The sequence below is a fragment of the Streptomyces sp. NPDC044984 genome (assembly GCF_040646935.1).
Classification (GTDB): domain Bacteria; phylum Actinomycetota; class Actinomycetes; order Streptomycetales; family Streptomycetaceae; genus Streptomyces.
The window spans coordinates 1-14143 of sequence record NZ_JBEZBE010000037.1; the positions used below are offsets into that span (position 1 = coordinate 1).

Sequence of the window (14143 nt, forward strand, 5' to 3'; positions counted from 1 at the left end):
CCGCTCGCCGACGCCCTCAACCACGTCATCGACAACGGCACCTACGCGAAGGTGCTCGAGCGCTGGGGCCTGACCGACGAGGCCGTGACCAAGTCGGAGATCAACCCGCCCGGCCTGCCCAGGACCAACAAATAGCCGGCCCGGGGTGCGCAGGCCGTGCGACGCCTGCGCACCCCCGCCTCCATACAGGACACGAGGCCACGCCTCACGATCTCCACCTCTCCGTCACCATGACGACCACCGCAACGACCGAACCCCGCAGGCGAGTTCACCTCGCCGCTCACTCCCCGGCGTCAACAACACCGCCGGTCGTCCGCACGTCCGCGAAGGAGTACGCGTGAACTGGTTCAGACCCCGTCGTCCCGTCCTGGTGGCGCTGGGCTCGGCCGTCCTGCTGGCCGCCTCCGTCACCGTCCCGTCCGCCGCGGCTGCCGTGGTGGAGGAACAGCCGCGTTCGTCCGTCGCGCTCGACTGGTACGACACGACAGCGGCCACCATCGCGGCGGACGGCGCCCCTACGCAGATCACGAACAGCCGTACTTGGGCCGTCAGTTGGCTCGCGGCGGCCCGAGCCACCCGCGTGGTGCCGTCCGGCGTCGACCGGGGCGACTTCCAGGACGCGGCCCTGGCGTCCGCCGTACACGACGCTCTGGTGGCGCTGGTCCCCTCCCGCACTCAGAAACTGGACGCCGCTCTGCGCACGACGCTTCAGGGCGTTCCCGACGGAGCGGCCGAGTCGAAGGGCGTGGCGGCCGGCGCCCGCCAGGCGCGGCTGGTGCTCGCCGCCCGCGAGGGTGACGGCCTCGACCCGGCCTCGGTCGACGCGCCGTTCACCGTCCCACCGGCGGCTCCCGGAGTGTGGCAGCCGACCCCGCCCGCCCACGCCCCGGCCGCGCAGTTCGGCAACCGGCTCGCCCGGCCCTTCCTGCTGGACAGCCCCGACCAGTACCGGCTGCCCGCGCCGCCCGCCCCGGACTCCGCGCGTTACCGCGCCGATCTGGCCGAAGTCCGTGCGTACGGGGCCGTGGACAGCACCGTACGCACGGAGAGGCAGACAGAGACCGCCGCCTTCTGGCTCGGTTCCTCACTGACGCTGTACACCGAGCCACTGCGGGTGGCTCTCGCCCGGTCACCGCATTCCAGCGCCGGACGGGCCAGGCTGGTGGCCCTGTTCCACGTCGCCTTGGTGGACACGCAGATCGCCACCTCCGACAGCAAGTACGCCCATCTGCGGTGGCGCCCGGTCACGGCCATCCGTACCGGTTCGGTCGACCCCGACCCCGCATGGACGCCGCTGCACACCACGCCGGCCCATCCCGACCACCCCAGTGGCCACAACACGTACTCGGGCGCCGCGGAAGCGGTCCTGTCGGCGCTCGTCGGGCCGCGCACGGCACCCTTCCAGCTGACCAGCCCCACCGCCCCCGGAGTGACCCGCACCTACACGACCTGGAGCCGACTGTCCCAGGAGAACGTGGACGCCCGCGTGTACTCCGGCATCCACACCCGCTCGGCCGACGAGGCCGGTCTCGTCCTCGGGGAGCGGGTGGCGACACACGCCCTGCGCAACGCCGCGCGCCTGTTCGGCACGCTGTGAGCGACATCGGCGCCAGGTGCGGCCGCCCACGGAGTGTCCCTGGCCGTCACCGGGCTCGGCGTCGTGGCGGTTGGCCGTTGCGAGCACCGCACTCGGCCTGAGCCCGGGTTCAAAGGGACCCACCGCCTTGCTGTCGAGCCTGCTCACGTCCACGCCCGGTGCGCCGGCGGCAGCTCTCGGCGCACCGGGCGGACGAATCCACGCATGACCCCAGGGACGGAGGTGGCGGACGTGGCGCACCTATTCCACGCCGTCCACCTCCACTCCCGGCCCCACATGGACCTCCAGCGCGTGGCTGGTGCGCTTTGTTGTTCCTGACCCGTTCCTTCACCGCCGTTGCCTCCTCCTGTGTGAGGGGCCGGCGTTCTCGTCACGGACCTCCAGGAAGGCACTCACTCGTGTCCTCGACACCTCCTTCTTCCCTCCACCTTGCCGTCGCCCTGGACGGCACCGGCTGGCATCCCGCCTCCTGGCGCGAGCCGGTGGCCCGCCCGCGCGACCTGTTCACTGCCGGATACTGGGCCGATCTGGTCACCGAGGCCGAACGCGGTCTGCTCGACTTCGTGACCATCGAGGACGGCCTCGGACCGCAGTCCTCCCACTTCCTGGACCCGGACGAGCGCAGCGACCAGGTGCGCGGCCGCCTCGACGCCGTCCTCGTCGCCTCCCGCGTCGCCCCGCTGACCCGGCACATAGGCCTGGTCCCGACGGTGGTCTCCACCCACACGGAGCCGTTTCACGTCTCCAAGGCCATCGCCACCCTCGACTACGTCAGCACCGGCCGCGCAGGCCTGCGCGTGCAGATCACCGCCCGCCCGAACGAGGCCGCGCACTTCGGCCGCCGCACCATCCCGCGCATCGAGGCCTACGACCACCCGGACACCCGGGAGGCGGTCGCCGACCTCTTCGACGAAGCCGCCGACCACGTGGAGGTGGTGCGCCGCCTCTGGGACAGCTGGGAGGACGACGCCGAGATCCGGGACGCCGCCACCGGCCGCTTCATCGACCGCGACAAGCTGCACTACATCGACTTCGAAGGCCGGTTCTTCAGCGTCAGGGGCCCCTCCATCACCCCGCGCCCGCCGCAGGGCCAGCCACTGGTCACCGCCCTCGCCCACCAGACCGTTCCGTACCGGCTCGTGGCCCGCCAGGCCGACATCGGCTACGTCACCCCGCACGACGCCGAGCAGGCCCGCGCGATCGTCGCCGAGATCCGCGCCGAGCAGGAGACGGCCGGGCGAGCAGGCGAACCCCTGCATGTCTTCGGTGACGTGGTGGTCTTCCTGGACGACGACCAGGCTGCCGCGGAGAACCGGCGCGCGCGCCTCGACGCCCTCGTGGGGGAGCCGTACACCAGCGACGCCCGGATCTTTGCCGGTACGCCTGATCGACTCGCCGATCTACTGCAGGAGTTGCACACCGCCGGGCTGACCGGCTTCCGGCTGCGCCCCGCCGTCGCGGGCCATGACCTCCCGGCGATCACCCGGGGGCTGGTCCCCGAACTGCAGCGCCGGGGCGCCTTCCGCCGCGCCTACGAGGCCGACACCCTGCGCGGCCTGCTGGGCCTGGCCCGCCCCGCCAACCGCTACGCAGCCGCAGCCACCGCCTGAGCCGGAAGGAACCGCAGTCATGACCAAGCCGCTCAAGCAGATTCATCTGGCCGCCCACTTCCCGGGCGTCAACAACACCACCGTGTGGAGCGACCCGAGCGCCGGCAGCCACATCGAGTTCAGTTCCTTCGTTCACTTCGCGCGGACCGCCGAACGCGCCAAGTTCGACTTCCTGTTCCTCGCCGAAGGGCTCAGGCTTCGCGAACAGGGCGGAAAGATCTACGACCTGGACGTCGTCGGCCGCCCCGACACCTTCACCGTGCTCGCCGCACTCGCCGCCGTCACCGAGCACCTCGGCCTGACCGGCACCATCAACTCCACCTTCAACGAGCCCTACGAGGTCGCCCGCCAGTTCGCCAGCCTCGACCACCTCTCCGGCGGGCGCTCCGCCTGGAACGTCGTCACCTCCTGGGACGCCTTCACCGGCGAGAACTTCCGCCGCGGTGGCTTCCTGCCGCAGGAGGAGCGCTACTCCCGCGCGAAGGAGTTCCTGGCCGCGGCGAACGAACTCTTCGACTCCTGGCACGGCGACGAGATCCTCGCCGACCAGGAGACCGGCACCTTCCTGCGGGACGCCAAGGCCGGCGCCTTCGTCCACACCGGACAGCACTTCGACATCCACGGGCAGTTCAACGTGCCGCGCTCCCCGCAGGGCCGCCCGGTGATCTTCCAGGCCGGCGACTCCGAGGAGGGCCGCGAGTTCGCCGCCTCCGAAGCCGACGTGATCTTCAGCCGACACGCCACCCTCGAAGCCGGCCAGGCCTTCTACACTGACGTCAAGAACCGCCTCGCCGGGTACGGCCGCCGCCACGACCACCTGCTGATCCTGCCCGCCGCCACCTTCACCCTCGCCGACACCGACGCCGAGGCGGAGGAGCTCGCCAAGGAGGTGCGCCGCCGGCAGGTCAGCGGCGCCACCGCCCTCAAGCACCTGGAGTTCGTCTGGAACCGGGACCTGTCCTCCTACGACCCGGACGGGCCGCTCCCCGACATCGACCCCGATGTCAGCGACAACCACATCTCCAAGGGCCGTGCCCAGGTCCGCATGTACCGCGACCCGCTGGCCACCGCCCGCGAGTGGCGCGAGCTCGCCGCCGCGAACAACTGGTCCATCCGCGACCTGGTCATCGAGACAGGGAACCGGCAGAACTTCATCGGCTCGGCCGAGACGATCGCCCGTACCATCAACGAGTTCGTGCAGGCCGACGCGAGTGACGGCTTCATCCTCGTCCCGCACATCACCCCGACCGGCCTCGACGAGTTCGCCGACAAGGTCGTCCCGCTCCTGCAGGAGCAAGGCGTGTTCCGCACGGAGTACGAGGGCCCGACCCTGCGTGACCACCTCGGCCTGGCCCTCCCCCACTCTCGGCTTCGCTCGAGCGGGGGGACCCCCACCGACGACATCCGCGACGAACGGGCAGCGTCGTGAAGTTCCTCGCCATCACCCTGATCGTGCACCGGCCGGATCCGATCACCGGGGTGCACAAGCCGACCCATGACCGCTTCCGCGAGGTCCTCGACAACGCCCTGCTCGCCGAGGAACTCGGCTTCGACGGCTTCGGCGTGGGGGAGCGGCACGAGCGGCCCTTCATCTCCTCCTCGCCGACCGTCGTCCTCAGCCACGTCGCGGCACTGACCCGACGCATCAGGTTGTTCACCGCCGTGACCACGCTCAGCCTCCTGGACCCGGTGCGCGCCTACGAGGACTACGCCACCCTCGACCATCTCTCCGGCGGACGACTGGAGCTGATCATCGGCAAGGGCAACGGCGCCGCCCAGCGCGAGCTGTTCCATGTCACTTCCGAGGACCAGTGGGACCGCAACGCCGAGAGCTATGAGGTGTTCCGGCAGATCTGGCGGCAGGACAAGGTGACCGCGGCGACCCGCTTCCGCCCGCCGCTGAAGGACGCCGAGGTGTGGCCGCGGCCCTACCAGCGGCCCGTCCGGGTCTGGCACGGCAGCGCCACCAGCAAGGAGTCGGTGGATCTGGCCGCCCGCTACGGCGACCCGCTGTTCTCGGCGAACGTCACCAACCCCATCGAGCCGTACAGCGAGTTGATCAGGTACTACCGCGAACGCTGGGAGTTCCACGGCCACGACCCGGCGAAGATCGCGGTCGGTGCCGGCACGGCCGGGCTCCTCGTGACCCGCACCTCCCAGGAAGCACTCAAGGTCTACCGGCCGATCTTCGAGTCGACGCTGGCGTTCCAGAGGCAGTTCGGCCTGCCGGTGGTCTTCGAGACCGTGGAGGACTTCGTTGAGCGCAGCTCCGCCCTGATCGGAAGCCCGCAGCAGGTCATCGACAAGGTGCACCGCTACCACGAGCAGTTCGGGCACACGGTGCTCCATCTGCAGGCGGATGCCAACGGGTTGACGGAAGCACAGCACCGCGCCTCGCTCCAGCTCTTCCAGTCCGATGTCGCCCCGGTACTGCGCCGCGACATCCCGGACCCGCCCTTCGTCTGGGGACCGGTCCTGCCCGTCACCGAGGAGGAGCCCGCCCATGCCTGACATTCCCCTCGGAGTCCTCGACCTGGTGCCGACACCGTCCGGCTCGACAGCCGCCGACGCCCTGCGCAACTCCATCGACCTGGCACAGCAGACCGAGCGCTTCGGGTAAGCCCGGTACCGGTTCGCCGAGCACCACCTCAACCCGGGCGTCGCGGGCAAGTCACCCGCGGTCGTCCTCGTGCTGACCGTCTCCGCCACCTCCACGATCCGGCTCGGCTCCGGCGCCGTACGGCTCGGCCACCGCACCGTGCTGAGCACGGTCGAGGAGTTCGGCCTGACCGACGCCCTGCATCCCGGCCGCTTCGACCTCGGCCCGGGCCGCTCGGGCGGCCGCCCGCCGGGACACCGACCACAGCCCCTGCGACCGTCACCCCGTCGTGGACGGCCGGGCCCCGAACGGCCTCCTGATCCCGCCCCGCTTCTCCTTCGAACGCCTCCTCGGCTCACCCCGCATCGCCTTGCAGCGCAAGCTGCTCCTGTTGCCCGGTGCCGAGTCGCAGGACTACGCCGAGCAGATCGACGACATCCTCGCCCTGCTCGCCGGCACCTACCGGTCCCCGGAGGGCGTCGAGGCGCACGCCGTGCCGGGCGAGGGCGCCGACGTCGAGGTGTGGATCCTGGGCAGCAGCGGCGGCCAGAGCGCCGAGGTCGCGGGCGCGCGGGGGCTGCGGTTCGCCGCGAACTACCACGTCAGCCCCGCCGCCGTGCTGGAGGCCGTGGACGGCTACCGGGCCTTCTTCCAGCCCTCCGACTTCCTTGACAAGCCGTACGTCAGCGCCTCGGCCGACGTGGTCGTGGCGGAGGACGAGGAGACGGCCCACGAGCTCACCACCGGCTACGCGGCCTGGGTCCGCAGCATCCGCACCGCCGAGGGCGCCATCGAGTACCCGACGCCGGAGCCGGCCCGGGCCTTCGAGTGGAGTGACGAGGACCGGGAGCTGGTGCGGGACCGCGTGGACACGCAGTTCGTCGGCCACCTGGACAGGTGGCCGACCGCTTGGTGCAGCTCCAAGAGGCCGCCGGGGCCGACGAGTTGATTATCACGACGATCACCCACGATCACGCCGACCGGGTGAAGTCGTACGAACTGCTTGCGCAGGAGTGGAGCCGGAGGTGAGCGGGAGGCCCGACAATCGGGAGACCGCCGCCGGGCTTCCCGCGCGCAGCCCGGCGGCCCTCAAAGGGATCAGACCGTCGCGGCGGCCTTGACGGCGTGGGAGACCTGCGCGCGCAGCTCGGCGAACTCGCCTGAGCTGCGCAGCTCTTCGGCGTCGACGTCGCCGCGCGGCAGGGTGATTGACAGGTCCAGGGCCACGGTGCCCGGGCTCTTGGTCAGCACCACGATGCGGGAGCCGAGGAACACCGCCTCCTCCGCCGAGTGCGTCACGAACACCGAGGTCCGCCCGGTCCGTTCGGTCACCCGGCGGACGTCCTCTTGAAGCCGCTCCCGGGTCAGCGCGTCCAGCGCCGCGAACGGCTCGTCGAGCAGGAAGAGCGGGTTCTCGGCGGCGAGGGCCCGGGCAATGGCGACGCGCTGCTGCTGACCGCCGGAGATCTCCCAGACACGCCGCTTCTCGGTGCCCTCCAGACCGACCCGGGCCAGCAACTCCGCGCGTCGCTCGGCCCATCGGGCGCGGTCCACACCCGCGTACCGCAGCGCCAGGTCGATGTTGCCCCGTACGGTCCGCCACGGGAACAGCCGCGGCGTCTGGAACACCACCCCGGCCGCCCTGCCGGGCCGCGGTTCGGTGCCGGAGACCCGCACCGAGCCGTGCGTGGGCCGCTCGAACCCGGCGATCAGCCGCAACAGGGTGCTCTTGCCGCAGCCGGAGGCACCCACCAGGACCAGGAACTCCCCGGCCGGAACGGTCAGGTCGACAGGCCCTACGGCGGTGAAGGCCTCGCCGCCCCGGCCGTACCGGTGGGTGACGTGGTCGAGACGGACGGAACCGGCGCGCGCGGAGTCGGCCTCTTCCACGGCCTGGGTGAGCTCACTTGAGGACATCGGACAGCCCCTTGAGATAGAACGCCTTGCGGACGACGTCCTCGGACGGTGCGGCGTCGATCTGCTTCTGGTCGGCCAGGAACCGGCCGGTGTCGGTCACGTACGTGAGCAGCTTGCCCGGGCTGCCCTCGGTGCCCAGCCAGTCGGCGGAGGCCACCTGCTCCGGGGTGAGGAACACCCCCTGCGCGAGCTGTGCCCTGGCATCCGCGACACTGATGCCGAGCTCGGCCGCGACGGCCTCGACCGAGCCGTCGGGGTCGGACTTGAGCAGACGCAGCGCCTCGGCCTCCGCCTTGCGCCAGGCGTCGATCGCCCGTGGGTCCCTGGCGATCAGCTCGTCCGAGACGACGGCCAGGTCGAGGGTCGGCTTGCCCGCCGCGCCGATCTCCGTGCTGCTGGTGAGCTGAGTGCCCGTCTTGCGCAGCTCGTCCAGAGTGGGCAGCCAGACATAGGCGGCGTCGATGTCGCCCCGCTGCCAGGCGGCGAGGATCAGCTGCGGCTGCAAGTCGATGAGCTGGACGTCGGACGGCTTGAGGCCCGCCGTCTCCAGCGCCGCCAGCAGACTGTAGTGCGAGGTGGAGGCGAAGGGAGTGGCTATCTTCTTGCCCTTGAGCCCGGCGACGTCGGTGATGCCGGTGGCCTTGCGCGCCACGAGGGCCTCGTTCTCGCCCGCGACGTCGAGGATCCACGCCACCTTGTACGGGATGGGCGAGCTGCCGGACACCCCGCGGGCGAACGGGCTGGAGCCCAGCGCGGCGATGTCGAGGGACTCGCCGATGAACGCCTGGTTGACGCTGGCGCCGGAGTCGAACTTGATCCAGGTGATCTTGTAGTCCGGCAGCGCCTTCTCCAGCAGTTTCCTGTTCTTCACGATCAAGTCGCCGCTGGGGAAGGCGAAGTAGCCGATGCGCAGCCGCTTCGAGCCGCCGGACGTTGACGCCTCACTGTCCGAGGAGCAGCCGGTGACGGCCGCGGATACGGCGGCCAGGGCGCCGGCGAGGAGGAGACGGCGGGACGGACCTTGGGGGACACGGGACATGACGGAGCCGTTTCTGTGCAAGGGGAGGGGAGTGCTACGGGTACGGGCGGTCCTACGCGCGGCCGCGCCACGGCACGACGGCGCGTTCGAGCCGCAGCAGCAGACCGTCGATGATCAGGCCGGAGACGCCGATGGCGATGATGCCGACCAGGACCACCGGGGTGTTGTTGTAATTGGCGGCGTCCTTGACCATGCCGCCGATGCCGGGCAGACCGTTGACCAACTCGGCGGCGACGAGGGAGGAGTAGGCCACACCCACGGCGAGCCGGACCCCGGTGAGCGTCTCCGGCAGGGCGGACGGGACGACGACGTCCTTGACGACGTCCCCATGCGACGCACCGAGCGCACGGGCGGCCTCGACCAGGCTCTTCGGTACGGCCGCGACGGCCGTGGTGGTGGACACCGCCACGGGCGGGAATGCGGCGACCGCCAGCAACGTGACCTTCGGCTCCTCGTTGATGCCCAGCCAGATGATGAGCAGCGAGAAGTACGCCAGCGGCGGCAGCGTCCGCAGGAAGGTGATCCAGGGCTCGAACAGCGAGCGCAGCCAGCCGACGGTGCCCATGAGCAGCCCGAACAGCACCCCGAGTGCGATGCCGATGCCGGCTCCGATCGCGATGCGCCGCAAGCTGATTCCCAGGTGCTCGATGAGGTAGGTGCCGTTGTATCCGCGCACGCCGTCGTGCGTCGTGGACACGTTGATAAACGCGTCCCACACCTTGGCGGGCGGCGGGACCAGTGTCTCGCTCCACGTCCCGCTCGCCGCCAGAAGCTGCCACAGGACGAGGAACAGCAGGAGCGAGCCGAACGGCAGCGCGGCATGGCGCACGCGCACCCCCAAGCTGCCTACGGACGAGCGAGGCTCGGGCAGCACGTCGGCGGGCGCCGCGGAGTGATCAGGCTTGGACAGACGGGAAGTTGCGGACACGGGCGTCCTCCATGGGCGCCGGGACATGAGCAGCTGCCGTCGACAGACATGGGCGGCCGGCCCCGAGCGAGAGTGATGCTGAACGGAACGGACAGGCGCCCTGCGCGGAAGGATGCCGGGGCGCGTCAGAAAGGCCGGGTCAGCAACAACACGAGCCCGGGCGCCGACACAGGTCGATGACCAGGCGTCGCACCAAGGGCTCGGGAACCATGGCCCATTTGTACAGCAGCCGCAGCGCTTCACCAAGGGGCGTCCACTCTCTGGAACTTGGGTCCTGCTATTCGGATCCACCGGCAGCCGCCGACAGCACAGCTCCCAGCAGCAGGGCCGACGACGCCTCTGAATCCTGTCCCGCGGTGTCGACGACGACACGGTCCCGGTCCCACGGCTCGTACTCCCGGTCGAGGATGTGCTGCCAGTCGGGCAGCGGCAGGTCCGGGACGTCGACCGATCGCGACGTCACGCGCCGCCGGTGCTCGACCGGATCGGAGCAGACCACCTCCACCTCGACGGAGGGGACATTCGCCCGCTCGGCCGCACCACGCCAGGCGTTCCGCGTCACCGCCAGAGGGTTCACCGATTCCGCGCTCACGGTCAGACCCTGCCGCAGATGCTCCTCGGCCAGGGCGTACCCGATGACGTAGCCCGCCGGACCGACCGGGTACCGGGCCAGACCGGAGCGGACCAGGGTCTGCCCGATGGTGTCCACGCGCACGTGAACCGCGCCGATCTCCGCAGCCAGTAGACGGGCGAGCGTGGTCCTCCCGGTGACGGGCAGGCCGCCGATCACGACAAACACGGGGTCATCCTGCCGCCCGCGACAGGGCGACGGTTCACTGTTCGTACGAGCGCCTCAACTCCGCTCGTGGGGGATCTTCTCACCGGCCTCGATCGCGACCGGGAGCCGGTTCTCGGCGGGCGGCAGCGGGCAGGTCGCGAAGTCGGTGTAGGCGCACGGCAGGTTGGTGGCGCGGTTGAAGTCCAGCACCACGGTGCCGTCGGGCCCCGGTGCGTCGATGTGCAGGGCGCGGTTGGCCGGATACGTGGTCACGCCCGATGTCGCGTCGGTGAACAGCACCATGAGGCTGCCCGGTGCGTGCCCGTTGAACGCGGTCAAACCCAGTGTGCGGCCTTCGATGCGGAAGCGGATCCGACCGGGGGCGTCGTAGACGTGCTGCAGCCCCTCGACGGCGGCGCCCACGGTGGTCGGCCGAGGCCCGGGGAACGGGAGGTACGTGCCGGTGACCGCCCAGCGTGGGTCCGGCGCGTACGCGGGTGTCCCGGTGAACTCGGTGCGCAGCGGATGCTCCGGATGCCGCGGCCGGATCAGGTCGTGGCCGCCGCGCTTGGCGACCTCGATCACCGCGTCCCCCCAGACGGCGTTGACGCCGCCGCGTTCCGGGATGACGCCGAAAGCGTGCCGTCCGCGCACCACGGCGTCGTCGACGACGAGTTCCTCCCCCTCGCCGAGCACGACGGTGACGCCGTCCTCGCCCGTCGACCAGGTGCCGGGTGCGTCGGGGAAGCGCTGGGGGCCGGTGGCCAGCCAGTGCAGGCCGGTGACGGCGAGGAATCCGTGCTCATGGGCGAGGGCGGAATCCTTTCGCCGGTGCCACGCCTCCCACTCCGTGGCGAAGGTGCCGATGTCGGTGGAGGAATCCTGGACGGTCATGTGCACTCCTGCGGAATACGGCGCTGATGGTCAGAGAGGGGAGAGAGGGGACAAGGAGGCCGGTACCGTCCAGAACCCCCTGCGACAGGGGCGGCCGCTCGCGGGCGGAGGGAGGAGCCCGGGGGGCCGCAGCAGCGGTCAGCGCGACACAGTGGGAAAAGGCTGGTCGGGCGCCGGAGGACGAAGTCAACTCACGGCGGAACAACCCGTGGTGGTGACACGCACGTAGTCGACGTGGCGGCGGGTCACGAGCACGGTCATGGAGTCAGGTAACCACACAGGGGCATGCGCGCACCAGCTCGGCCGTTCGCTTCACGAAGGGGCGCGGTACGCACGGGCGTTGCGCACGAACAGCGCGTGCAGATCGCGGACGGCCCACGGGAGGGAACCGGAGTGTCGGCGCTGCAGAACCAGCAGCACGTCGGTCGCGTCCCCGGCGAGCGGCCGTACGGTGATCGTGCCCCGCCGTTCCAGGGGATCGCCGATGACACTGAAGTCGGGCAGCACCGTGGCTCCCAGGCCCTCGGCGACCATCAGCTTGCCCATCTCGGCGCCGTCTGTGGAGTACGAGAAGGACGGCGTACGGCCGTCGAGCAGCCGGTGCAGGAAGCGGTGCATGACGTAGCCGGACCGCATCACGACCAGCGGCTCGGCCAGGAGGCTGTCCGCGTCCACCGTCTCCAGGGTGGCCAGTGGACTGTCCGGGCGCACGCACACCACCGGCCGGCCGCGCAGCAACTCGGTGGTCTCGAAGCCGGGCGGCAGGTCGTCGCCCTCGAGGTAGTTCACCAGCCCCAGATCGAAAGCGCCCTCCAGGAGCCCGCGATGGATCTCGGACTGCTGCGCGCCGACCAGCTCGACCTGGGTGCGCGGGTGCGCGGCCCGGAACTCCCGCACGGTCGGGATCACCAGGGGAACGGTGGCCGTGTTGACCGTGCCGAGCCGGACCATGCGGCTGATGCGATGCTGGTCGCCGGCCGCGCTGCGCAGCCGGTCGACCGCGTCCAGTACGCCCATGATGTGCGGCAGCAGCTCCCGGCCCTCGTCGCTGACCTTCGCCCCGGACCGCTTGCGCTCCAGCAGGTCCACGCCCAGCTCGCGCTCCAGATTGCGCACGGTCTCGCTGAGCGCCGGCTGGGACAGGTGCAGTTCCTCCGCGGCCCGCCGCAGTGAACCCGACCGGGTGACGGCCGCGAGGTATTCAAGCTGTTCTATACGCACGACAGCGAGGCTGCCCATCGCCGCCGACCGGGTTCAAGGGAACCCCTGTCACAACCTCGTGAATTCCTGCTCTCAGCATGTGGAATCAGCTCGGGCATTCTTGACCGGCCGGACTCCCCGCTGCTTTGATCGATGACATGAAGCGACAGGACCTCACGCGGCGACGCCACGTCGACCTTGCGCGTGTCTCCAGCTCCTGCTGTCGCTGTCGGATCTGAGCGCATCCGAGGGAAACCCTCGCACTCGCGCTGATCTTTCTTCGTGAATTCCACTGCAAGCCGTTGTCCGCGGTGATTTCGGCTTTTCCCGGGAACGTCGTCCCCGCACGTCCGGATCCCGGTCACTGAACATGTTTCCCTGCCACGCACGAGCCCCTTGCGCGTGCGTACTCATGCCAGGAGTTTCCCCATGCCCGCAATCCCCGGACCCGACCCCGCCCGCTTCGCCTACTGGGTGCCGAACGTCAGCGGCGGCCTGGTCACCAGCACCATCGAGCAGCGCACCGACTGGGGCTACGACTACAACCGCGAACTGGCCGTCCTCGCCGAGAACAACGGCTTCGACTACGCCCTCAGCCAGGTCCGCTACATGGCCAGTTACGGCGCCGAGTACCAGCACGAGTCGACCAGCTTCAGCCTCGCCCTGCTGCTTGCCACCGAGCGGCTGAAGGTCATCGCCGCCGTCCACCCCGGCCTTTGGCACCCGGGGGTCCTCGCCAAGCTCGGCGCCACCGCCGACCACCTGTCGGGCGGCCGCTTCGCCGTCAACGTCGTCAGCGGCTGGTTCAAGGGCGAGTTCACCGCCCTCGGCGAGCCCTGGCTGGAGCACGACGAACGCTACCGGCGCGCGGAGGAGTTCATCACCGCCCTGCGCACCATCTGGACCGAGGACCACGCCGAACTCGCCGGTGACTTCTACCGGGTGCGCGACTTTTCCCTCAAGCCCAAGCCGCTGAACACCCCCGAGCGTCCGCACCCGGAGATCTTCCAGGGGGGCAACTCCACCGCCGCCCGCGCCATGGCGGGCCGCGTCTCCGACTGGTACTTCAGCAACGGCAAGGACTTCGACGGCGTCACCGAGCAGATCGCCGACGTCCGCGCCTCCGCCACCCAAGCGGGCCGTACGCCACCGAAGTTCGGCCTCAACGGCTTCCTCATCGCTCGCGACACCGAGGCCGAGGCCCGCGACACGCTCCGCGAGATCGTCGCCAAGGCCGATACCCCGGCCGTGCACGGCTTCCGGGACGCCGTCCAGCAGGCCGGGCAGTCCACCGCTGACGGCAAGGGCATGTGGCAGGACTCGAACTTCGAGGACCTCGTCCAGTACAACGACGGCTTCCGCACGGGCCTCATCGGCACACCCGAGCAGATCGCCGAGCGGATCGTCGCCTACAAGCGGCTCGGCGTCGACCTCTTCCTCCTCGGCTTCCTGCACTACCTGGAGGAGGTCGAGTACTTCGGCAAGCGGGTGCTGCCCCTCGTACGCGAACTGGAGGCCCGGCAGCCCGAGTCCGAGCCCGCCGCCGCCCGCGCCTGACCACCCGTGACCGACACCGACAGT

Annotated in this window: 13 protein-coding genes and 2 pseudogenes; 9 read left to right on the forward strand and 6 right to left on the reverse strand. The window is 70.5% G+C overall.

Annotated features, from left to right (window positions below):
• The 7 genes and pseudogenes from AB0A94_RS31335 to AB0A94_RS31365 all read left to right on the forward strand — a co-directional run.
• Positions 1-135: pseudogene (locus AB0A94_RS31335) on the forward strand (ABC transporter substrate-binding protein); the annotation flags it as partial.
• Positions 136-337: 202 nt separating this feature from the next.
• Complete coding sequence (locus tag AB0A94_RS31340) at positions 338-1597, forward strand: vanadium-dependent haloperoxidase (protein WP_361749349.1); 1260 nt, start codon at positions 338-340, stop codon at positions 1595-1597.
• A 204-nt stretch (positions 1598-1801) separates the two neighbouring features.
• Positions 1802-1915, forward strand: a complete 114-nt coding sequence (locus AB0A94_RS31345) for a putative leader peptide (protein ID WP_361749350.1) — start codon at positions 1802-1804, stop codon at positions 1913-1915.
• 80 nt (positions 1916-1995) lie between these two features.
• A complete protein-coding gene (locus AB0A94_RS31350) occupies positions 1996-3207 on the forward strand; it encodes an LLM class flavin-dependent oxidoreductase (protein WP_361749351.1) in 1212 nt (403 codons plus the stop codon).
• Positions 3208-3226: 19 nt separating this feature from the next.
• Complete coding sequence (locus AB0A94_RS31355; RefSeq protein WP_361749352.1) at positions 3227-4636, forward strand: NtaA/DmoA family FMN-dependent monooxygenase; 1410 nt, start codon at positions 3227-3229, stop codon at positions 4634-4636.
• Positions 4633-5718, forward strand: coding sequence for an LLM class flavin-dependent oxidoreductase (locus tag AB0A94_RS31360; RefSeq protein ID WP_361749353.1), 1086 nt, complete (start codon positions 4633-4635; stop codon positions 5716-5718). Before AB0A94_RS31355 ends, AB0A94_RS31360 begins: the two co-directional genes overlap by 4 nt.
• Positions 5711-6835: pseudogene (locus AB0A94_RS31365) on the forward strand (LLM class flavin-dependent oxidoreductase). The gene AB0A94_RS31360 and the pseudogene AB0A94_RS31365 overlap by 8 nt, the downstream one beginning before the upstream one ends.
• A 69-nt stretch (positions 6836-6904) precedes the next feature.
• On the opposite strand, the gene AB0A94_RS31370 reads toward AB0A94_RS31365, so the two are convergent.
• From AB0A94_RS31370 to AB0A94_RS31395, 6 genes are all read right to left on the reverse strand, one after another.
• The gene (locus AB0A94_RS31370) at positions 6905-7723 is read right to left on the reverse strand and encodes an ABC transporter ATP-binding protein (protein ID WP_361749354.1); all 819 of its coding nucleotides are present in this window, start codon (positions 7721-7723) and stop codon (positions 6905-6907) included.
• Positions 7710-8762 carry an ABC transporter substrate-binding protein gene (locus AB0A94_RS31375; RefSeq protein ID WP_361749355.1) on the reverse strand — a complete coding sequence of 351 codons (1053 nt, stop codon included), beginning with the start codon at positions 8760-8762 and terminating at the stop codon, positions 7710-7712. The genes AB0A94_RS31370 and AB0A94_RS31375 overlap by 14 nt, the downstream gene beginning before the upstream one ends.
• Before the next feature lie 52 nt (positions 8763-8814).
• Positions 8815-9636, reverse strand: coding sequence for an ABC transporter permease (locus tag AB0A94_RS31380; RefSeq protein ID WP_361749428.1), 822 nt, complete (start codon positions 9634-9636; stop codon positions 8815-8817).
• A gap of 331 nt (positions 9637-9967) precedes the next feature.
• Entirely contained in the window at positions 9968-10489 is a 522-nt protein-coding gene (locus AB0A94_RS31385; RefSeq protein ID WP_361749356.1) for an AAA family ATPase, read from the reverse strand.
• A 54-nt stretch (positions 10490-10543) separates the two neighbouring features.
• Positions 10544-11362, reverse strand: a complete 819-nt coding sequence (locus AB0A94_RS31390) for a DUF1684 domain-containing protein (protein WP_361749357.1) — start codon at positions 11360-11362, stop codon at positions 10544-10546.
• A gap of 312 nt (positions 11363-11674) precedes the next feature.
• Positions 11675-12583, reverse strand: a complete 909-nt coding sequence (locus AB0A94_RS31395) for a LysR family transcriptional regulator (protein ID WP_361749359.1) — start codon at positions 12581-12583, stop codon at positions 11675-11677.
• Between the two features lie 137 nt (positions 12584-12720).
• Between AB0A94_RS31395 and AB0A94_RS31400 the strand changes: the two genes are divergently transcribed.
• Positions 12721-12801 carry a putative leader peptide gene (locus AB0A94_RS31400; RefSeq protein WP_351187348.1) on the forward strand — a complete coding sequence of 27 codons (81 nt, stop codon included), beginning with the start codon at positions 12721-12723 and terminating at the stop codon, positions 12799-12801.
• Between the two features lie 190 nt (positions 12802-12991).
• Positions 12992-14119 (forward strand): dimethylsulfone monooxygenase SfnG, encoded by a 1128-nt coding sequence (gene sfnG / locus AB0A94_RS31405; RefSeq protein ID WP_361749360.1) that lies wholly within the window; start codon positions 12992-12994, stop codon positions 14117-14119.
• Positions 14120-14143 lie beyond the last annotated feature (24 nt).

Coding starts and splice junctions, on each gene's coding strand:
- AB0A94_RS31390 (WP_361749357.1), bottom strand. CDS start 11,362: ATGACCGTCCAGGATTCCTCCACCGACATCGGCACCTTCGCCACGGAG.
- AB0A94_RS31400 (WP_351187348.1), top strand. CDS start 12,721: ATGAAGCGACAGGACCTCACGCGGCGACGCCACGTCGACCTTGCGCGT.
- AB0A94_RS31375 (WP_361749355.1), bottom strand. CDS start 8,762: ATGTCCCGTGTCCCCCAAGGTCCGTCCCGCCGTCTCCTCCTCGCCGGC.
- AB0A94_RS31355 (WP_361749352.1), top strand. CDS start 3,227: ATGACCAAGCCGCTCAAGCAGATTCATCTGGCCGCCCACTTCCCGGGC.
- sfnG (WP_361749360.1), top strand. CDS start 12,992: ATGCCCGCAATCCCCGGACCCGACCCCGCCCGCTTCGCCTACTGGGTG.
- AB0A94_RS31345 (WP_361749350.1), top strand. CDS start 1,802: ATGACCCCAGGGACGGAGGTGGCGGACGTGGCGCACCTATTCCACGCC.
- AB0A94_RS31370 (WP_361749354.1), bottom strand. CDS start 7,723: ATGTCCTCAAGTGAGCTCACCCAGGCCGTGGAAGAGGCCGACTCCGCG.